Source organism: Salegentibacter salinarum, assembly GCF_900168115.1.
GTDB lineage: Bacteria > Bacteroidota > Bacteroidia > Flavobacteriales > Flavobacteriaceae > Salegentibacter > Salegentibacter salinarum.
This window is the reverse complement of sequence record NZ_FUZC01000001.1, coordinates 594,806-615,518: the sequence shown is the minus strand read 5'-3', so window position 1 is coordinate 615,518 and position 20,713 is coordinate 594,806. Positions and strand designations below refer to the sequence as shown.

The window sequence follows — 20,713 nt, the reverse complement described above, 5'->3', positions numbered from 1 at the left end:
ACATTATAATGGAATTAAAAGAGAAATTAGTATCATCTTTCCTGGCTTTTGAAGAAGAGTACACAGGGACTAACGATGATCTTCATAAAATAAGAAATCAGGCGATTAAGGATTTTGAAACTATAGGTTTCCCTAGCCGAAAGGAAGAAGATTACAAATACACTTCCCTTAAATCGATTTTAAAGGAAGACTACAGTCTTTTCCCAAAGAAGGAAAACGCTCTAGAATACAAGGACATTAAAAAATACTTTATACACGAGATTGATACTTACGACTTGGTGTTTATAGACGGTATTTACTCATCACACTTATCCAGCACCACGCACGATAAGATTGATGTTTGCCTAATGTCTTCGGCTTTGAATAAAGATCTTTATAAGCCGGTAATTGATAATTATTTCAACAAACTTGCTCCAAAAAACGGACTAAACTCGTTGAATACTGCTTTTACCAAGGAGGGTGCTTTTATTCATATTCACAAGAATACTCTGGCCGATAAGCCAATTCAGATTATTAATTTCTCTACCGGAAATGAATCTTCTTTATTAGTACAGCCTCGTAATTTAATTGTGGTAGACGAGAATTCACACTGCCAGATTATTGAGCGTCACCAGAGTTTAACAGATCAACCGGTGCTTACCAACTCGGTTACTGAAATTTTTGCCGATAAACGTGCTATTGTAGATTATTACAAGGTTCAGAACGATAAACTTTCTGCTTCTTTAATTGATAATACCTACATAGAACAGAAATCAGAAAGTTTCTGTTCGGTACATACTTTTTCCCTGGGAGGAAAATTAACCCGAAACAACCTGAATTTCTATCAAAGAGGAGAACGCATAGATTCTACAATGAAAGGTATAACTATCATTGAAGGAAAACAACACGTAGATCACAATACCCTGGTGCATCACATTGAACCAAATTGCGAATCCCACCAGGATTACAAGGGTATTTTTGATGAAAAATCAGTCGGTGTTTTTAACGGAAAAGTAGTTGTTGAAAAAGAAGCGCAAAAAACAAACGCTTATCAGTCTAACAATAATGTTTTATTAAACGATAAAGCAACCATAAACTCAAAACCTCAGCTGGAAATTTTTGCAGATGATGTTAAATGTAGCCACGGTTGTACTATTGGGCAGTTAGACGAAGAAGCTTTGTTCTATCTTCAATCACGTGGGATTCCAAGAAAAGAAGCCAGCGGACTTTTAATGTACGCTTTTGCAAATAATGTATTGGCAAGTGTGAAAATCCCGGAAATTAAAAAGAGAATTAATAAACTTATAGCCCTTAAACTGGGTGTAGAATTAGGATTCAACCTGTAAATCGCTATCTAAAGTAGCTTTAAAAGGATCCTCAAATCAATATAAAAATGAGCATTGCTACTAATAATATAGCATTTAACGTTGAAGAAATAAGAAAAGACTTCCCTATTTTAAATAGGGAAGTTAATGGTTATCCCTTGGTCTATCTGGATAATGCGGCCACTTCGCAAACGCCAAAGCAGGTGATGAATGCAATTGTAGATTATTATTCTAATTACAATGCCAACATTCATCGTGGTGTGCACAGCCTGTCTCAGGAAGCAACCGATAAATACGAAGGCGCCAGGAAAAAGATTCAGCAACATTTTAATGCTGAAAAAACTCACGAAATCATTTTTACATCAGGAACTACGCATGGGATTAATCTTGTGGCAAGTGGTTTCGCTTCAGTCCTGAAAGAGGGAGATGAAATTCTGGTTTCCGCATTAGAGCACCACTCCAATATTGTTCCCTGGCAAATGCTTTGTGAAAAAACGGGCGCAATACTGAAAGTTATTCCTATGAACGAGCAGGGAGAACTTATTTATGAGTCTTTTGAAAAATTACTTTCAGAAAAAACAAAAATGGTTTTCTTGAATCACGTATCAAACGCGTTGGGAACCATAAATCCTATTAAAAAGATTATAGATAAGGCCCACGAAAAAGGCGCAGCCGTTTTAATAGATGGTGCACAAGCCGCTCCCCATATTAAAGCGGATGTACAGGCCTTGAATGTGGATTTTTACGTGGTTTCTGCCCATAAAATGTGTGGCCCAACCGGAGTTGGCGTTTTATACGGGAAAGAAGAATGGCTTAACAAACTCCCGCCCTATCAGGGTGGTGGCGAGATGATTGCTACGGTAAGTTTTGAAAAAACAACTTATGCGGAACTCCCGCATAAATTTGAAGCCGGGACGCCAAATATTTGTGGCGGTATTGCTTTCGCTGCTGCACTTGATTATATGAACGCTATAGGTTTTGAAGCAATATCTCGCTACGAAGAAGAATTGCTGGGTTATGCTACTTTAAAACTTCAGGAAATTGAAGGAATGAAACTCTACGGGACTGCCAGAGACAAGACCGCAGTGATTTCTTTTAATATTGAAGGGCTTCATCCGTATGATATTGGTACACTTGTCGACAAAATGGGTATCGCGGTAAGGACCGGGCATCATTGCGCACAGCCCATTATGGATTTTTATAAAATTCCGGGTACGGTTAGAGCTTCTTTTTCGTTTTATAATACAAAAGAAGAAATTGACCGGTTTATTGATGCGGTTAAAAAAGCAAAATCAATGCTTTCTTAAATACAGCATAATGAAGAAATTACTATTTATATTAAGTTTATTTCTAATTGTTTCCTGCGGAAATTCAGAAGAAAAAATTTCAGAAGATCCCGCAGATCTGAATTCACTTAACGGCGATTATGAATTGCTGGAAATGGATGGAGAAGATATTTCTTCCGAAGGTTTTATCTTAAATTTTAATGGTTCAGAACAACGACTTTCGGGAAAAACCGGGTGCAATAATTTTGTAACGGCTTATAAGATTGAAGATTCTATTGTAAAATTCAATCCGCCGCTTGGAACAAAAATGTACTGCGAAGGACAGATGGAATATGAAGAAATTTTTAATGAAGTAATCCCGGAGATTAGAAATGTTAAAATTAGCGATAAAGATTTAATATTTTTATCTGAAGAAAATCAGGAGCTTTTAAACCTGCAAAAAAAAGAAAACAGTGAGTAAGACGATACAGGAAATACAGGAAGAAATTGTAGACGAGTTTGCAATGTTCGACGACTGGATGCAGCGTTATGAGTATATGATAGAGCTTGGAAAAGCGCTTCCGCTTATAGACGAAAAATATAAAATAGACGAAAACCTTATTAAAGGTTGCCAAAGTAAAGTGTGGGTTCACGCCGAGCTGGAAAATGAAAAACTGATTTTTACTGCCGATAGCGACGCGATAATTACCAAAGGAATAGTAGCTATTTTAATCAGGGCATTTTCCAATCATCACCCTTCGGCAATTATTGAAGCCGACACTCAATTTATTGATGATATTGGTCTAAAAGAGCACTTGTCTCCTACTCGCGCCAATGGCTTGGTGAGTATGATCAAGCAACTTAAAATGTATGCCGTGGCATACCAAACACAACTCAATTAAGATGGAAAAAGAAATAAACACCGAGGAATTAGGAGAGAAAATCGTAACGGTTTTAAAAACCATTTACGACCCTGAAATTCCCGTAGATATATACGAATTAGGGCTTATTTACGACGTGATGGTAAACACCGATCACGAAGTAAAAATATTAATGACCTTAACCACACCAAACTGCCCTGTAGCCGAAAGTTTGCCGCAGGAAGTAAAGGAAAGGGTAGCTTCTATAGATACTGTAAAAGACGCCGAAGTAGAAATTACATTCGATCCACCGTGGAACCAGGACCTTATTAGTGAAGAAGCAAAATTGGAATTGGGCCTTTTATAGTTTCTAAAAGTTTTAACCGATTAACTTTTAACCATTAACATTCAACTCCATTTATGGCCGAAGAAATTGTAAACCGCATAGCCAACAGTAAACTTATCACCTTCAACCTTGAGGATTATTATCCTGAAGGGGAACGCGTGGTGTTTGATGTGAAAGACTGGCTTCTGGAAGGTTTTGTTTTGCGAGAAGGAGAATTTAGGGAACATGCAAAAAACCACGACTGGAGCCAATATCAGGGTAAATTTATAGCCCTTACCTGCTCCAGTGATGCGATAATCCCGGCCTGGGCGTTTATGCTTTTAGCCACCTATTTGCAGCCTTATGCCAAAAAAGTGATTACCGGAAACCTGGAAACACTGGAAACTGTACTTTACACCGAAGCTATTAACAAAATGGATGTTAGTGATCTTACAGATAAACCTGTGATTATTAAAGGCTGTTCGCACAAACCGGTTCCAAAGAATGCTTATTTACTTTTGATAGAAAAACTACAACCCGTAGTAAAAAGTTTAATGTATGGTGAGGCCTGCTCATCGGTACCTTTGTATAAAAAACCTAAAAATTAAGATGAACCAGTATGATGCTGGTCGCAATCAACAATACCAGAAAGTGATTATTACTGTATTAGCGTTCAGGTGACATTCAGAATTATAAAAAATGAAAAAATTAGTACTTGCTTTCGCCCTATTTGGCGGAATTTTTAATTTATCGGCACAGGAAGAGGAAGAAGAACAAAAACAAGGATGGACTAAAGAAGGAAATATCGCCTTACTTTTTAATCAGTCGGCCTTTAATGAAGAATGGACAGGCGGAGGAACTTCCAACATTGCAGGGAATTTTCTTTTTGACTACGACTTTAATTATTTGAAAAACGATTTTACCTGGGATAATAAATTACTCCTTGATTATGGTATAACCAAGCAGCGAAGCGACGAATTTGCGAGGAAAACCAGTGACCGCTTAGAATTCAACTCGATCGCCGGAAAGCAGGTACAGGAATCAAACTGGTTTTATTCCCTTTTTCTAAATTTCAGAACACAAATTACAAAAGGATATAAATTCGGTGAAGACCCTGAAAGCGGTCAAACCACCAGAACAGAATACACCAATTTTTTATCCCCCGCCTACCTTCAATTTGGTCCCGGTATGATGTGGAAAAAGAGTGAAAATTTATATTTAAATCTTGCTCCGGCTACGGGAAGAATGGTCTTTGTAGATAAAGATTTCACTTCAGGACCAGATTATGTAGATGGAGATTATTTTGGGGTAGATGCCGAAAAAGCCATGCGTTTTGAATTTGGTGCATCGGTTTCAGGATACGCTCAATTCAATATAATCGAAAATGTGACCATGGAGAATTTAATCAACCTCTACTCCAACTATTTGGAAGATCCCCAGAATGTAGATATCGATTATACGATGAACATGAAAATGAAAATCAACGATTATCTTTCTACAAACCTTATTTTCCAGGCTATCTATGATGATAATGCTGTAAAAGGTTTTCAAATAAGAGAAGTTTTCGGTTTAGGATTTAACTACGGATTTTAAGCCGTAACGTCATTCAAGTTCAGCGTAACGCCAAAACAAACAAAAAAATAAAAATACAACCTGCCCATTCCGGCAGGTTTGTTGTTTTTAAGCGATTTTAGTTAAATATATGTTGAAATAATTTCCGCAAAAATCGCAGTAGCAATCTATTGTGTAACTTTGTATTTATGATTGAAAAAACCGACCTAACCCACGAAAAAGCTGTTTTAATTGGTATTGTTACCAAAGAGCAGGGGCACGATAAATTAAAAGAATACCTGGACGAATTAGAATTCCTAACCTATACCGCCGGCGGGGAAGTGATAAAGCGTTTTAGCCAGAATATGGATAAACCCAATCCCAAAACTTTTATTGGGACAGGGAAGATGAATGAACTTAAACAATTCGTAGACGAAAATGAGGTTGGTACCGCTATTTTTGATGATGAACTCTCTCCAGCCCAGCAAAAAAATATAGAGAAAATCCTGAAATGTAAAGTTCTAGATAGAACTACGCTTATCCTTGATATTTTTGCCCAACGTGCACAAACCAGTTACGCCAGGACCCAGGTGGAACTCGCGCAATATGAATATTTACTACCAAGACTTGCTGGAATGTGGACTCACCTTGAGCGCCAGCGTGGTGGTATTGGAATGCGCGGACCAGGGGAAACCGAGATTGAGACTGACCGTAGGATTGTGCGGGACAAAATTGCGCTTTTAAAGAAGAAACTCGAAACTATAGACAAACAAATGGAAGTGCAACGTGGCAACCGCGGGCAGTTGGTTCGGGTGGCACTTGTAGGCTACACCAATGTTGGAAAGTCTACTTTAATGAATACTATTAGCAAAAGTGAGGTTTTTGCCGAAAATAAACTTTTTGCGACTTTAGATACTACGGTAAGAAAAGTAGTAATTCGCAATTTACCCTTCCTTTTAACCGATACGGTAGGATTTATTAGGAAACTCCCCACGCAACTGGTAGAGTCCTTTAAATCTACTTTAGACGAAGTTAGGGAAGCCGATTTGCTACTGCACGTGGTCGATATTTCGCATCCCAATTTTGAAGATCATATAGAGTCTGTAAACCAGATTATGAGTGAGATTAAGAGTAATGACAAACCAACTATTATGGTTTTTAATAAAATTGATCAATATGAAGCTGAAGAAATTGAAGACGACGATTTAATTACTGAAAAAACCAAAGCTCATTACACCCTTAAAGAATGGAAGCAAACCTGGATGAATAAGATGGGAGATAATGTGTTGTTTATTTCTGCTTTGAATAAGGAGAATATGGAAGATTTCCGAAGAAAAGTTTACGAAGCGGTTCGTAAGATTCATATCACCCGCTTTCCTTACAATAATTTTCTGTACCCGGAATACGATAAATACGGAGAAGAAAAATAGACTAGAGGGAAAAACTAGAGACGTCAATCTGTCCCGAAGTTTCGGGATGGATTCAGACGTTATCCCGAATTTACTTCGGGATTCTAATAGGTTTATAATATCTACAAGCTTAGCCCCTGAAAATAAATTCAGGGCGACGACTTAAAAAACTTCTAAAACCTTATCTGTTTTTTTAGTAATTTAGAGTGTACCAATAAATTACTACAATGAAAAAATTAATCTTATTACCATTGCTTTTTTTCTTCGGAATAATCACAGCTCAGGAATTGGATGGAGCCTGGAAATTAACTGAAAAGGACGGTAAAGCTGTTAATGACAGAGAAGTAATTAAAATTATACAGGACGGTTATTTTGCCCTGGGCTCTAAAAATTTAAGTAATAATGAATTTTTAGGTGCTGCAGGAGGAGAACTTAGCCTGGAAGATGAAACCCTGACGGAACTAAGGGATTTTGACACTTATGACACCGAAGAAATCGGGGCAGAGCACGACTATAATATTTCCTGGGATGGTGAGGACAAAATGGAAATCTCTGACGGAAATACGACAAAAATATGGGAACGTGTTTCAGAGAAATCAGATGCGCTAACGGGCACCTGGGTTATTACCGGTCGTGAAAGAAACGGAGAAATGAATACGATGACTCCCGGGGACAGAAGAACAGTTAAAATCTTAAGTGGCGGAAGATTTCAATGGATTGCTTTTAATTCGGCTACCAAAGAATTTAATGGAACCGGCGGAGGAACCTACACTGCTGAAAATGGAAAATACACTGAAAATATTGAATTCTTCTCACGAGATGCCAGCCGTGTAGGCGCGAGTTTAGAATTTCAGTATGAAGTAAAAGATGGTAAATGGCATCACAAAGGAAAAAGCTCAAAAGGAGATCCTATATATGAAATCTGGTCACCATATAGCGAAGCTTATCAGAAATAATATTTAAGAAAATCATCTAACTAAAAAAGCCTCCTTGGGCATATAGAATTCTCCGGGAGGCACTTCTTTTAAATAAAACCGAATCGCCTTTTCGCTATCTATATACTGCAAACGTATCTTTCCTGAGGTAAAACTCACAGCGCTTTCAATAGTCCCATCGTACACACCTTCCGCAATTTTCACCAAATTTATTGTAAACGAATTTCCATTGTTTCTTTTACAATCGGTATTTTCTCCCTGCGAGAAAATCACACAATGATTGCCTTTAATACTTCCCTGGCTTTCATACTCCAGTTCTAGTTCCATAGTATTTTGGCCGTCTGGAGATTCCCAAAACCAATTCCCGGCAAAATCCTGGGAATGCTGGGCAAACCCTAAAGATGTTGCAATTAAAAATAGAAAGAGTAATGTTTGCTTCATGCGTTGATTTTAAATAATCTTACAATTTACTCAATTCCCGTTTATGCGTATGTTATCAATATCATAAGTTGTGCTTTTATCTGACGCAGCACCTAAATATCTATAGGCGAAATGAATATCACCCTTTAAACAGGAACTATCTATTTCACTTTTCACGAATTTTTTCCTGCATTGATTAGTAGGCCCTGTAGGAATTACAGCATCCAGCGGAGTCCAGTTCGGTGTTAAATCATTTACCGGTAAATTCTTCAATTACCATTACATTCAAAATAGTGACATTATCATAGAAGACATAATTTCAAAAAACAAATGTGCGCGGGAAACACTATCTAAATCTACTGGGGAACTCACCAGCCGGCTTATGCGTTTTTCAGGGATGGAGAGACGATTTTTATAAAGAATTGGTGTTGCAGGATAAACCTGAAATTCCCACCGTAGGGATATTGCTGTATTGGAAAATAATGGATGGACAAATATAAATGAAAAAGGCGGTAAGGCGTTTGAACCGAGAACATTTGATTGGAATAGATATATTCGGGTTTCAGCATTTAATACCGATGAAACTACTATAGATGAGAATATATTGAAAAACGGATAGGTATTCTGGCCTATCGTGATGGTCGGAATTTATTTGATCAAATTCTTGTTTCAGAAGCGTTAACCGGAAAAGGCTATTTCCAATTTCAGTTTTATAAAGCTGGAATTTTTAATAACAGATACCTAATTACCGAAAACGGACAATACAAGGGATATTCCTTCCGAAGTTATGGTAATAGCGGCTATCCAGGTGACTACAGTGACCATTTTCCGGTATATATTTACCTGCTTAAAGAAGTCTCTTCAAGCTCCACCGATGCCGGAAAGTAAATTAAGATTTTAAACTTTAAAACCAAGCATTCCAAGGAATACGGGATAACATTATCAATAATCCTAAGGTATAAAATATAGCAAGGATTTTAAACTTAGGTTTTGAAGTAAGTTTACTCTTGTGTTTTGAATATCCAATGGTAATTAAAGCTACAGCAATTATCATCATTAAGGGATGTTCCAGAATGTAAAGTCTTAATGTTGGATCTGGCATTACCGTACCCATTCCTTCTTCCAGAAGCACCGAAAAATAAGGAGATACGAAGTATAAAACTATTCCTATTAAAAGCTGAATATGCGACGTGATAAGTGTGAAAAGTGCAATCCTGAAATTAGTCGCTCCATATTCTTTATTAGAAGCATAACCAATAATTGCGTTTATTGAGGCTACGAATAAAACGATTAATACTAAATAAGCCCAGTAGGAATGTATGAATTGTACAGTTGGATACATATGAGTAAATTTTTAGTAAATATAGGATTTTCTATAAAATTGCAGCTGCATTGTACTTCTAAGTTTAAGATCACGTATTTAAATACAAATTAATTACAGTGTATCTATATTTTAGTTTTTTGGCATTTTAATTGATAGTTATGCAAAATACCAATCATTCTATTAAGTTTCTTATTATTTATTTACTAACTATTAATCTAATATCTTATGAAACCTAAGAAAAATGCCAAAGCCGATCTTCGGAAAAAATCGAATTTGTTTTTATCATTCGGACTTATTTTAGCCTTACTGGCCAGCTTACTTTTAATAGAATGGAAAACCTATGACAAGGAAGAATTCACAAAAGAACAGGTCTATTTAGATGAGCTTGAAGAAGAAGTTATTCCCATTACCGAGTTGGCAAACACTCCGCCTCCCAAACCTCCGGTAATTCCAGATGAAATAGAGGTTATTAAAGATGATCCCGAAGCTAAAGAAGACGAAATTGAATCTACCGAAACAAACCTTGATGATATTGTAGAACCGGAAGAAATAATTGAGCATGAGCCCGATGAAGAAATAGAAACAGTTCCCTTCACACTAATTGAAGATGTGCCTATATTTCCAGGTTGTGAAGCACTTGAGGATAATTCAGCGAGAAAAAGTTGTATGAGTGAAAAAATAACCGCGTATGTAAACAAGAACTTTAATAAGGATTTGGGAAGCGAATTAGGTCTTTCAGGAGTTAATCGAATTAATATCCTTTTTCAAATAAATACCGAGGGTGAAATTGTAAATATTCAGGCAAGAGCGCCACACCCGGAGTTGGAAAAAGAAGCCGAAAACATTATAAAATCTTTACCAAAAATGCAACCGGGGAAACAACGCGGAAAACCAGTTAATGTAAATTATGCATTACCAATAATTTTCCAGGTTCAGGAATAATCAAAAAAACCACCCCGATTTGGGGTGGTTTTATAAAAATTAAGGACTTAAAATTAGAAGTTATACTTTACACTTAAACTCCATTGTCTGTCAAATCCGAAGTAACCACGGTTAGCAATGTTTATACCTTTGTAAAGATCATCACCTGCAGACCCTGGTCTATTGGTCGCTAAACTGGTTAGATAAACTTCGTTAAATAGATTGTCAACATTTGCTCTAAAGTCAAGAGATGTATTATTTCCTAACGGAAGGTTATAAGAAGCTCCGATTCTTACAAGGTCATACGAAGGTAATTTTACAACTTCACCGCCTTCTTCTGTAAAGGATACTGGGTCTATACCTGCATAAAGATCTCCATAATAGAACCAATCACCATCAATTGAAAGATTATCCATAATTGCATAATCTACACCTACTCCCAGAGAAGTTTGTGGCGCATTACCAACTTTTTCTCCGTCAATAAATGATTCTACATTATCAAATCCTGGTACCACAGTTAAATCTTCGGCATCAAATAAAGATTGGATTGGGTTATCGGAATATGTCCAATCCCCCAAAGAAGCCATCCCGTTAATGGTTAAAGCATTCGTTGGTTTAAAAAGAAAATCTAGTTCCACACCCATATGCGTTTGCTCCAATAGGTTAAAGTTTGCAAGATATTCTTCATCTACTCCATCTTCATCGAAATCAAAGAAGCTCGTTCTTGTATCTGTTCTGTTACCCCATTTAGTATAGTATCCATTTAAGTTAAGACCGAAATTTTCGCCTTGAAATCCATACCCCACTTCAATACCAGTAATCTCTTCATTCTCGGTAAGAGGGTTAATATCGTTTGAAAAGTTTAAGAACAAGTTATCATGAAATGGTTGTCTTGAATAAAAACCAGTATTTACAAATACATTATGCTGCTCGTTAATATTGTAATTAACCCCTGCTTTCACATTATAACCGGTATTAGTAATCTTATCTGATTCCTGATTTTCTGGTCGGCTATATACAAAATAATCATAACGAGTGTGAGACTGACTTGATAAAGCTCCCTGAACAAAAGCTGAAAATTCATCATTTTTATATTCCAATTGACCAAAACCACCAATATACGAGATATCTTCAGAGTTACTATATCCTATTTGCTGATCAGCTCTAGCGCGGTTAAAAGTAGGATCAAGCAAGTTTACGTCATAATTAGCGAAAACGGTCTGACCCTGAGGTATAGAAGCATTATTATCTACATACCAGCCATCAAGTCCCATAAAATCAACTACTTGTCTGTAATGATCTCCATGGTAGAATCTATAATCCCCACCAATGTTGAATTCAAGGTTTTCATTAATTTCATGATTAAAGTTAGAAACCGCTCCAACCCAATAGTGATTGTTCATAGAAGCTCGAGTAATGTAACCATTTCCTAGTTCTTCATCAAGATCTGGATGATCTCCAACTTTGTAATTAGTACCATTTATATCTGTAGCAGGTAAATTTCTGTTATGATCAATAATTTGGTCAAAATTAATTTGCCCATTACTATTAAATTTATTCTCATAATAACCCAAAGGTCCTGTTCCTCCACCACTACCTGTGGAAGCATATACTACAGTAGAAAGATCTGTTCTGCTATTGATATTCCAGTCCCAGTTAAAGTTTAAAACCGGCTTGTGATAAAAATTGGTTCTTTCATTATACAGACTTCCGTCTCTATATCCCCAGTTTTCATTATAATCCCTCCCATAAGTAAGGGCATCACCAATGCTCCCCTGGTATGCTTGTCCGTGCGTTTGAGGAGCTCCAGTTAAAAGAAGGTTGAAAGCGTGCTCATTAGAAGGCTTATAACCAACTGAAAAGAAGTAAGTAATTCCTTTTCCTTGAGTTCCTTTATAAAAGTTACCGTCACCTTGCCAGTAAGACAACATATATGTAGAGGACCATCCTTTATCGTTCTTTCCTGTAGAATAATAAGCGGTAGACTTTGTATAGTTGTTATTAGCTATTTCCTGCTGAACATAACCTCTTTCAATATTATTATAGGTTTGAGTTACAATATTTATTGTACCCCCTACAGAGGAAATTGCTAATTTCGAAGCTCCAAGTCCGCGCTGAACCTGTACTGCATTAGCAATATCTTTCACACCTTGCCAGTTACTCCAGTACATATTACCATCTTCCATCCCGTTAATAGGTTGCCCGTTTAAAAGGAAAGCTGTGTTACTTTGGTCAAAACCACGTACTCTAATTTCAGAATCTCCATAACCACCACCTTGGGTGTTAGCGTAAACTGAAGGTACTGATCTAAGTAGTTGTGGGAATTCCATATTTCCGGCTGACTTTTGTATTTCCTCAGCTCTCACAGTACTCACAGCTACTGGTGTTTGACGACCTATAGCAACATCAATAACTCCTTTACCAATTACTACTACTTCTGACAGAGCATCTGCATCGGGACCTAAAGTAATTGTACCTAAATCTTGTGTAGCCCCACTTGCTACGTCAAAGTTAATAGTTTGCTTTTGGTAACCCACAAAGGTTACACTTACTTTCCCGGAAGTAGATTCAACATCCAGAGAAAAATTTCCATCAAAGTCTGTAGTAGTACCATTGTTAGTACCAACAACCATAACGGTTGCGCCCGGAAGTGGGCCGTCCATTTCAGAATCAATCACCGTTCCGGTAAGAGTTCCTTGAGCAAAAATTGTAGCTGATGTTAGAAACAACGCTAATGCTAGTAATTTCCTCATGTTTAAAATTTGTTTGTTTTGAGTTTAAATTTCGATGCAAATGAAACTAAATCCTACAACCCGCAGTTTACGGAAATGTTAAGAAATTTAACTTTAACATCTTGTTCGGCGCAAAACTAAAACAAATTTTCAACTAATTGATTCTTTGAAAACTATAGATTTCAACCAAGTGTTAACAAAAGTGTAATTTTTATTTTAAAAAGAAGGATAATAGGTTTTTGGTAGAAGAATCATGAGAATCGGTTGATTTGCTTTCGATTTCCGCAAGAATTTTGCTTGCAAGCTGCTTACCTAATTCCACACCCCATTGATCGTAGCTGAAAATATTCCAAATTACGCCCTGTACAAATATTTTATGCTCGTACATCGCGATAAGTTTTCCTAAACTTTCAGGAGTAAGTTTGTTTATAAGTAAGCTGTTGGTAGGTTTATTACCATCGAATTCTTTGAATGGTAATAACTTCTCTACTGCATCTTTAGATAATCCCTGGGCTTCAAGTTCCTGTTTTACTTCCGCTTTAGATTTCCCCTGAAGCAAAGCCTCAGTTTGTGCAAAGAAATTCGCCATCAGTTTATTGTGATGGTCTTCATCTTTGTGTAGGGATTTTTTAAATCCTATAAAATCCGCAGGAATTAATTTAGTTCCCTGGTGAATTAATTGGAAAAAAGCATGCTGGGAATTGGTTCCCGGCTCACCCCAAATTAGGGTCCCTGTTTGATAATCTACTTTTTCCCCGTTTCTGTCCACACTTTTCCCATTGCTCTCCATAATTGCCTGTTGCAAGTACGCCGGGAGCCTGTGCAAATATTGAGTATAAGGAATTACCGCTTCACTTTCTGCTTTATAAAAATTATTGTACCAAATACTTAATAAAGCCAGTTGTACCGGAATATTTTCTTTAAAATCTGAAGTTTTAAAATGTTCGTCCATTATATGTGCGCCATTTAATAAAGCTTCAAAATTGCCATAACCTACCGCCAGGCTTATAGATAATCCTACTGCACTCCACAAAGAAAAACGGCCACCAACCCAATCCCACATTGGGAAAACATTTTCTATAGTAATACCAAATTCTTCTACATTTTTTAAATTGCTGGAAACTGCTGCAAAATGTTCTGCAACTGCTTCCTGCGGAGCAGTTTTTCTGAACCAGTTTCTTATAGTAGTAGCGTTTGTTAGAGTTTCCTGCGTGGTAAAAGTTTTAGAAACTACAAGGAACAAAGTGGTTTCAGGATTTAAGTTTTTTAAGATTTCATATACGTGATCACCATCTACATTGGAAACATAATGAACTTTAAGATGGTTTTGATAAAACTGAAGCGATTCAGTTACCATCACCGGACCAAGATCGGAACCTCCAATCCCTATATTCACCACATCAGTAAAGGCTTTTCCGGTGAAACCTTTTTTCTCTCCGCTAATTATTTTATCAGAAAATTTCCTGATTTTCTCTTTTACTTCCTGTACTTCAGGCACTACGTTTTCACCTTCCAGGGTGATTTTTACATCGGCGGGAGCTCTTAATGCTGTGTGTAAAACCGCACGATTCTCGGTTTGATTAATCGCATCACCACCAAAATAAGAGTCTATTGCAGATTTCAGTTCACATTCTTCTGCCAACTCGAGTAGTAGATCACGGGTTTCTTTAGTTATCAGGTTTTTGCTGTAATCCAGGTAAAAATCCTCCCAGGCAATGGTAAATGCAGAAGCCCTTTCAGGATCTTTTTCAAATAGCTCTTTAAGCTGCAACTGCTGCACTTCATTAAAATGCTTTTCTAATTTTTTCCAGGCTGTTGTTTGGGTTGGATTAATATTTTTCATTTATTTTCTTCTTTCCTGGCCTAGGCCTAAAAATTTTTAATTCTATTCTCTTCTATTAAATCAGCGAAATTTACAGATTTATTCAATCTATTTCACTTAAATATTATGTTGATTATCTATTGAAATTTACTTTTTATAATCTTTATATGGAATTTCATCCAACGAAGTTTTTAGATCTTCAATGGCTGCAAAATACTGTTCCTTATGCTCAGGTTCTATATGTTTTGCGGTGGGTAAATTCTGGCGATAAGGATCTACCTGCTTGCCGTGAACCCAGAAACGATAGCAAACGTGCGGCCCTGTGGCAAGCCCTGTGCTACCTACATAACCAATAACATCGCCTTGTTTCACTCTTTGTCCACTACGTACATTTCTCTTGCTCATATGCAAATACTGCGTGGTATATTTATCGTTATGCCTAACTTTTACATAATTTCCGTTACCCGAAGTGTAGCTGGCAGCGATTACCGTTCCATCGGCAGTGCTTACAATTGGCGTGCCGTGGGCTGCGGCATAATCTGTTCCCAAATGAGCTTTCCATCGTTTTTGAACCGGATGAAATCTTCTTTTGGTATATCTGGAGGAAATTCTGCTATAATTTAACGGTGCCTTTAAAAAGAAACTTTGTAGCGCTTTTGCTTCTTCATCATAAAAACTGGGCTGCCCGGTTAAAGAATCGGTTTCATATTCAAAAGCATAAAAAGGCTTGTCGCCGTGTTTAAAAACTGCGGCTTCAACATTCTCAATCCCAACAAAAATGGTATCATCAATATATTTTTCAGAATAAATCATTTTAAACTGATCGCCCTTCTGAAGTTTAAAAAAGTCTATACTCCACTGGTAAATATCTGAAAGTTCATAAACCAAGAGATTACTCAAGCCCTGCGCCTGAACTGCTTCTGAAAGCGAAGAAGTAATAACTCCAGATACTTCCCTTCTCTTTACGCTTACCGGTTTCTTTTTACGCTCAACACTTATACTATCACCAATTCCCAGCACGGTATAATTCACCCTGTCATTCTGATAGATAAAAAATTCAGGCGTATTAGCTGAATCTTTTGCCTTAAGTATTTTGTATTTTTTCCCGGTGGTAATTCTAGCGGGATTAAAGGTATCTTTTACTTTTTCTGAAATCTGGTAAATTTTACCTCGATCTACCCCGTGTTGATCCAGGATATAGCCAAAACTATCTCCAGATTCTACCGTGCCGTCTACAACCTCAAAATTATCCAGAATAAATCCGAATTCTTTCTTAACAGGTTTAGGCACTTTCTTTTCTACCTTTTCTTCATTAAGGGCGGTTTCTTTTGTGTCATCTTCACAGGCCGTGAAAGCCAACATCAATACCAGTAGGAAACTTATTTTCTTCAATTTTTTAGCAATTTTCTTTCTGTGTGTTAAACATATGGTTTACCCATTCTTTGCCCCAATCTTCTAATTCTTCTTCACTCCATAAATAAGGAAAAAAACTAACTCTCTGAAATCCGGCCGGTAAAAATTCTTTCCAATTAGTTCCACCCGTCGCAGCAATAGTTTCTTTATCTTTATTTAAATACCTGTAAGCAGCACCCATATGCATAAGGGGCCAATTTATATTTACATTGGCGTCAAAATTACGTAATGCTTCTTTTAATCCCTTATTATTTTTAACCGAATCTGGAAGCTCCTGATATTTATGAAAAAGAGTTCTTCCTTTATATTCTGAAGCTATTCTAAGAAAACGCGCTGTATAGCGTTTCTCAAACTGCCTTAAGGTTAAAGTTTTCTCCCCGGTTTTTAAATCAATTCCACCTTTTTTCCAGTAAATATTTTCGTACAAATCTTCTAAACTATTCTCTTTAGAAAACTGTTCTCTTATTTTAAAGGAAACCAAATTTTCTAAAGGGGTAGAATAGATTTCTATCATTCTAAACTGTGCAGATTGAAATCCGCTTGCCGGCAACAAAGACATTCGGAATTTAAGGAATTGCTCTCTTTCCATTCCTTTGATCATTACATCAAAAGAATCGGTCAGAATTCTGAAATAACGATTTAAACGATTATATTTTTCAATTAAAAACCCGGCATCTGGAGCTTTAGCTTCTATTATCTGTTTTTGCTCGTGAATAATGAGTTTAAAATACAGTTCGGTAATTTGATGGTAGGTAATAAAGATTTTTTCGTCTGGAAAATGGGTTAAGGTTTTTTGCAGACTTAATAAAGTGTCGATACTTAAATAATCCCAATACGTGAGGTATCTGTCATATAAAAGTCCGTCTAAATAGGAAGCCAGATCCTGACCTGAATTTTTAAACTTTTCCTCTAATGCAAAAATACGTTCTGCAATTTCCGGCTTTATTTCCATGTATTATTTATTCCATAATTATTTTAAACGGATGCTTAAGGCCTTTATATTCATCTAAATCGGCATCTAAAGATCCAACAGCGAGATTCGCTTCAATTTTAATAGGCAGTTTATTAGCATCGTCACTTACCCAAAAAGTAAGACTTTCTTTTTCCTTAAAAACTCTGCCAGCCATAACATAAGGTCTGAATTTTAAAGTTGCAACCTTACCAAATTTGGTTTTGATTACTTCCCTGCCTAAAAATTTCAGTTTAAAATCCATGTTCTCATCATCTATAAAAAGATTGAGATTCATATCATCCCCTGGCTGAAGCTCGTCAGTATTTATATTGTTGCGAATATAATAAAATGCCGATAACATATCGTGTACCTTCGGCTTGGTAGTATAGGTGTGATTTTCGTTGTGTTTTCTGTCGAAAACGTATGCTTTATTATCACTGTGATCAAAGTCTATTTCCAGGTCTTTGGTATAGCCACCTTCATCTATTTTTCTAATAAATTTATACGGTTTCCCGTCTTGTTTATCTATATAAGTTTGATAGTTATCATCTACCTTAAAAAACCAATGCAGTAAACCTGTAGATTTCCCTTTGCCTTCCACATGATAAACCGGTTTCCCATTTATACTGGTTTCATCAACTTCTAAAGTTGCAAAACTGGCATTAAAGGGACCGTAATGTATGCGGAATTTAAACCATTCACCCGCACTAAATGCTTTTTGGGACTGAGCCTGAAGCGCGACGCCGGTTAAAAGAAGAAGGAATATTGTAAATATACTTTTTTTCATACCAAATTTTTAAATACTGATCTACAGAGTTCTTGGGCTAAGGATATTTACAATTTCTATTCCAAATGTATTAAAACAAAAAACCCCATCAAATTAATGACGGGGTTTTTGTCTTATTAACCAACTAAAACTTAAATTATGAAAAATTAATTACATTATTGGTAACCACTCCAAAAATGCGAGCGCAAAAGTCCGTATTTAATGGAGTTATAACAACCGAAAAATTGAGTTTAACACAAAAATTTTCAGTAATTCAATTTTTTAACTATAAGTTTTAGTTAAAGTAAATATTTTAAAATTTATTGCAAGGTTCCTCGCAAATCCTGTTCTCTCTCGATTGCTTCAAAAAGGGCTTTAAAGTTTCCTTTTCCAAAAGATTGGGCTCCTTTTCGTTGAATTATCTCAAAAAACATTGTTGGACGGTCTAAAACCGGTTTGGTAAATATCTGTAAAAGGTAACCTTCATCATCACGATCTACCAATACTCCGAGCTCTTTTAATGGTTCAAGATCTTCATCTATTTTTCCTACTCTATCTAATAAAGTATCATAATAAGTCTCCGGAACATAAAGGAATTCTACCCCGCGATCTCTAAGTTGAGTTACGGTTTCAATAATATTATCGGTAGCCAGCGCGATATGCTGTACACCCGCACCATTATAAAAATCTATATATTCTTCTATCTGGGATTTTTTCTTTCCTTCAGCAGGTTCGTTAATGGGGAATTTAATTCTCCCATTCCCGTTACTCATTACCTTACTCATAAGGGCCGTATAATCTGTAGAAATATCTTTATCATCAAAAGATACCATTTGCGCAAAGCCCATTACTTTAGCGTAGAAATCTACCCATTTGTTCATCTCATTCCAACCTACATTTCCCACCATATGGTCTATGTATTTTAACCCGGTATCTTCTGCCTGTACTTTGGTGGCATAGGTTTTATAACCGGGAAGAAATGGCCCTTCATAATCTTTTCGTTCTACAAACAGGTGAATGGTTTCCCCATAAGTATGAATTCCCGAAATCACAGCTTTACCGTGTTCATCTTCCATTTCATAAGGTGCAACAAAAGATTTCGCTCCACGTTTCGTGGTTTCTTCATAACTTTTCCTGGCATCGTCTACCCAAAGAGCCACCATTTTTACCCCGTCACCATGCTTATTGATGTGGGCATTTATATCGCCTTCGGGCTGAAGCGGGGAAGTAAGTACAATTCTAATTTTTCCTTGTTGAAGTACATAAGAAACGCTGTCTTTTCTACCGGTTTCCAAGCCGGAATAAGCCACAGGCTGAAAACCCCAGGCGTGTTGATAATAATATGCGGCCTGCTTGGCATTCCCAACATAAAGTTCAACAAAATCGGTTCCCAGGATTGGCAGAAAATCTTCGGCATCCTGCATTACCTTTTCTAATTTAAGTGATGTATTATCAGTACTCATTTTTATAATTTTTATTGCTACTTTTTAGCTATTTGAACTTTCTTTGATTAATTATGGTTGTCTTCCAACCAGGATTTATGGTAGGTTTCATCGGCAATTTCCATCGCGTCTTCGGTAAGCATAAGTGGCTTAAAAGTATCTACCATTACCGCTAATTCTTCGGTTTCTACCTGGCCAATACTGCGTTCTACTGCTCCCGGGTGCGGCCCGTGGGGGATTCCCGCCGGGTGTAGTGAAATATGTCCCGCTTCAATATCGTTTCTGCTCATAAAATCACCATCTACATAATAAAGCACCTCATCGCTGTCTATATTACTATGGCTGTATGGTGCCGGAATACTTTCCGGATGGTAATCGTATTTACGCGGACAAAAACTGCATACCACAAAAGCATCTGTTTCAAAAGTTTGGTGCACCGGTGGTGGTTGGTGAATTCTTCCCGTAATAGGTTCAAAATCGTGAATGGAAAAAGCATACGGGTAGTTGTAACCATCGTAACCCACTACATCAAATGGATGCGTAGCGTAAACCATATCAAAGATTTCTCCCTGTTTCTTAATTTTAATCAGGAAATCTCCTGTTTCATCGTTTGTTTCCAGTTCGTGTGGTTGTCTTAGATCGCGCTCACAAAATGGAGAATGTTCCAATAACTGCCCAAACCAGTTTCTATAGCGTTTAGGCGTATAGATTGGTCTTCTTGATTCTACGATGAATAATCGGTTATTTTCATCATCAAAATCTATTTTATAAATAGTTCCCCGCGGAATTAATAAATAATCGCCGTATTTAAAATCCAGGTTTCCAAGATGTGTTCTTAATTTTCCACTTCCTTTATGAATAAAAAGCAATTCATCTGAATCAGCATTTTTATAAAAATAATCATCGGTAGAACCTTGTGGAGACGCCAGCGTGATATCTACATCGCTATTGGTTAAAACCACTTTTCGGCTTTCAAGATAATCGGGATCAGGTTTTACCTGGAATCCTTTAAGTCGATATGATTTTATATTGTTTTCTGTGGCTATTTTTGGTTTTACACTATAACTCCCCCTTACTTCCTTTACTTGCGTTGGGCGATGCTCGTGGTAGAGATTAGAAGACATCCCGTCAAAACCAATGGTACCAAAAAGTTGTTCGTAATAAAGGCTTCCATCGGGTTTTTTAAAAATCGTATGGCGTTTATGAGGAATCTTACCGAGTTTATGATAAAAAGGCATAATCTGATATTTTTAATTCAACCCCCAATTTCGA

Annotated in this window: 22 protein-coding genes; 12 read left to right on the top strand and 10 right to left on the bottom strand. The window is 36.8% G+C overall.

The window, feature by feature from the left end:
* The first annotated feature begins 8 nt into the window (after positions 1-8).
* The 9 genes from sufD to B5X53_RS02700 all read left to right on the top strand — a co-directional run bounded on the left by sufD (position 9) and on the right by B5X53_RS02700 (position 7,670).
* A complete protein-coding gene (sufD, locus tag B5X53_RS02740; RefSeq protein ID WP_079711686.1) occupies positions 9-1,325 on the top strand; it encodes a Fe-S cluster assembly protein SufD in 1,317 nt (438 codons plus the stop codon).
* A 47-nt stretch (positions 1,326-1,372) separates the two neighbouring features.
* Entirely contained in the window at positions 1,373-2,611 is a 1,239-nt protein-coding gene (locus B5X53_RS02735) for an aminotransferase class V-fold PLP-dependent enzyme (protein ID WP_079711685.1), read from the top strand.
* 10 nt (positions 2,612-2,621) lie between these two features.
* The gene (locus B5X53_RS02730; protein ID WP_157822057.1) at positions 2,622-3,050 is read left to right on the top strand and encodes an META domain-containing protein; all 429 of its coding nucleotides are present in this window, start codon (positions 2,622-2,624) and stop codon (positions 3,048-3,050) included.
* A gap of 43 nt (positions 3,051-3,093) precedes the next feature.
* Complete coding sequence (locus B5X53_RS02725; protein WP_079711730.1) at positions 3,094-3,471, top strand: SufE family protein; 378 nt, start codon at positions 3,094-3,096, stop codon at positions 3,469-3,471.
* Position 3,472: 1 nt separating this feature from the next.
* Positions 3,473-3,796, top strand: a complete 324-nt coding sequence (locus B5X53_RS02720) for an iron-sulfur cluster assembly protein (RefSeq protein ID WP_079711683.1) — start codon at positions 3,473-3,475, stop codon at positions 3,794-3,796.
* Between the two features lie 53 nt (positions 3,797-3,849).
* Positions 3,850-4,362, top strand: coding sequence for a DUF2480 family protein (locus tag B5X53_RS02715; protein ID WP_079711682.1), 513 nt, complete (start codon positions 3,850-3,852; stop codon positions 4,360-4,362).
* Between the two features lie 91 nt (positions 4,363-4,453).
* Positions 4,454-5,347 (top strand): DUF3078 domain-containing protein, encoded by an 894-nt coding sequence (locus B5X53_RS02710; RefSeq protein ID WP_079711681.1) that lies wholly within the window; start codon positions 4,454-4,456, stop codon positions 5,345-5,347.
* Positions 5,348-5,514: 167 nt separating this feature from the next.
* Positions 5,515-6,735, top strand: a complete 1,221-nt coding sequence (hflX, locus tag B5X53_RS02705; protein WP_079711680.1) for a GTPase HflX — start codon at positions 5,515-5,517, stop codon at positions 6,733-6,735.
* A 206-nt stretch (positions 6,736-6,941) separates the two neighbouring features.
* Positions 6,942-7,670: a hypothetical protein gene (locus B5X53_RS02700; protein ID WP_079711679.1), complete on the top strand. Its 729-nt coding sequence runs from the start codon at positions 6,942-6,944 to the stop codon at positions 7,668-7,670.
* Positions 7,671-7,682: 12 nt separating this feature from the next.
* On the opposite strand, the gene B5X53_RS02695 is transcribed toward B5X53_RS02700, so the two are convergent.
* Both B5X53_RS02695 and B5X53_RS02690 read right to left on the bottom strand, forming a co-directional pair.
* Entirely contained in the window at positions 7,683-8,090 is a 408-nt protein-coding gene (locus tag B5X53_RS02695) for a hypothetical protein (protein WP_079711678.1), read from the bottom strand.
* A gap of 30 nt (positions 8,091-8,120) precedes the next feature.
* Entirely contained in the window at positions 8,121-8,342 is a 222-nt protein-coding gene (locus B5X53_RS02690; RefSeq protein WP_079711677.1) for a hypothetical protein, read from the bottom strand.
* Between the two features lie 59 nt (positions 8,343-8,401).
* Here B5X53_RS02690 and B5X53_RS18990 point away from each other — a divergent pair, with 59 nt between their 5' ends.
* Together B5X53_RS18990 and B5X53_RS19265 are read left to right on the top strand one after the other, a co-directional pair.
* Positions 8,402-8,569, top strand: a complete 168-nt coding sequence (locus B5X53_RS18990) for a hypothetical protein (RefSeq protein WP_157822058.1) — start codon at positions 8,402-8,404, stop codon at positions 8,567-8,569.
* 103 nt (positions 8,570-8,672) lie between these two features.
* Entirely contained in the window at positions 8,673-8,957 is a 285-nt protein-coding gene (locus B5X53_RS19265; RefSeq protein WP_317042309.1) for an endonuclease/exonuclease/phosphatase family protein, read from the top strand.
* Between the two features lie 16 nt (positions 8,958-8,973).
* Here B5X53_RS19265 and B5X53_RS02685 read toward each other — a convergent pair whose 3' ends face one another.
* A complete protein-coding gene (locus B5X53_RS02685) occupies positions 8,974-9,411 on the bottom strand; it encodes a hypothetical protein (RefSeq protein ID WP_079711676.1) in 438 nt (145 codons plus the stop codon).
* 207 nt (positions 9,412-9,618) lie between these two features.
* Between B5X53_RS02685 and B5X53_RS02680 the strand changes: the two genes are divergently transcribed.
* Positions 9,619-10,335, top strand: coding sequence for an energy transducer TonB (locus B5X53_RS02680; protein WP_079711675.1), 717 nt, complete (start codon positions 9,619-9,621; stop codon positions 10,333-10,335).
* Positions 10,336-10,388: 53 nt separating this feature from the next.
* Here the strand turns inward: B5X53_RS02680 and B5X53_RS02675 are convergent, their stop codons facing one another.
* The 7 genes from B5X53_RS02675 to B5X53_RS02645 form a co-directional block, all read right to left on the bottom strand.
* A complete protein-coding gene (locus tag B5X53_RS02675) occupies positions 10,389-13,067 on the bottom strand; it encodes a TonB-dependent receptor (RefSeq protein WP_079711674.1) in 2,679 nt (892 codons plus the stop codon).
* A 190-nt stretch (positions 13,068-13,257) separates the two neighbouring features.
* The gene (gene pgi / locus B5X53_RS02670) at positions 13,258-14,889 is read right to left on the bottom strand and encodes a glucose-6-phosphate isomerase (RefSeq protein ID WP_079711673.1); all 1,632 of its coding nucleotides are present in this window, start codon (positions 14,887-14,889) and stop codon (positions 13,258-13,260) included.
* A 126-nt stretch (positions 14,890-15,015) separates the two neighbouring features.
* Entirely contained in the window at positions 15,016-16,260 is a 1,245-nt protein-coding gene (locus tag B5X53_RS02665) for a M23 family metallopeptidase (RefSeq protein ID WP_198550704.1), read from the bottom strand.
* Positions 16,261-16,264: 4 nt separating this feature from the next.
* Positions 16,265-17,233, bottom strand: coding sequence for a tryptophan 2,3-dioxygenase family protein (locus tag B5X53_RS02660; RefSeq protein ID WP_079711671.1), 969 nt, complete (start codon positions 17,231-17,233; stop codon positions 16,265-16,267).
* A gap of 7 nt (positions 17,234-17,240) precedes the next feature.
* Entirely contained in the window at positions 17,241-18,020 is a 780-nt protein-coding gene (locus B5X53_RS02655; protein WP_079711670.1) for a DUF3108 domain-containing protein, read from the bottom strand.
* 299 nt (positions 18,021-18,319) lie between these two features.
* Complete coding sequence (gene hppD, locus B5X53_RS02650) at positions 18,320-19,462, bottom strand: 4-hydroxyphenylpyruvate dioxygenase (protein ID WP_079711669.1); 1,143 nt, start codon at positions 19,460-19,462, stop codon at positions 18,320-18,322.
* 47 nt (positions 19,463-19,509) lie between these two features.
* Positions 19,510-20,679, bottom strand: a complete 1,170-nt coding sequence (locus B5X53_RS02645) for a homogentisate 1,2-dioxygenase (protein ID WP_079711668.1) — start codon at positions 20,677-20,679, stop codon at positions 19,510-19,512.
* Between the last annotated feature and the right edge of the window lie 34 nt (positions 20,680-20,713).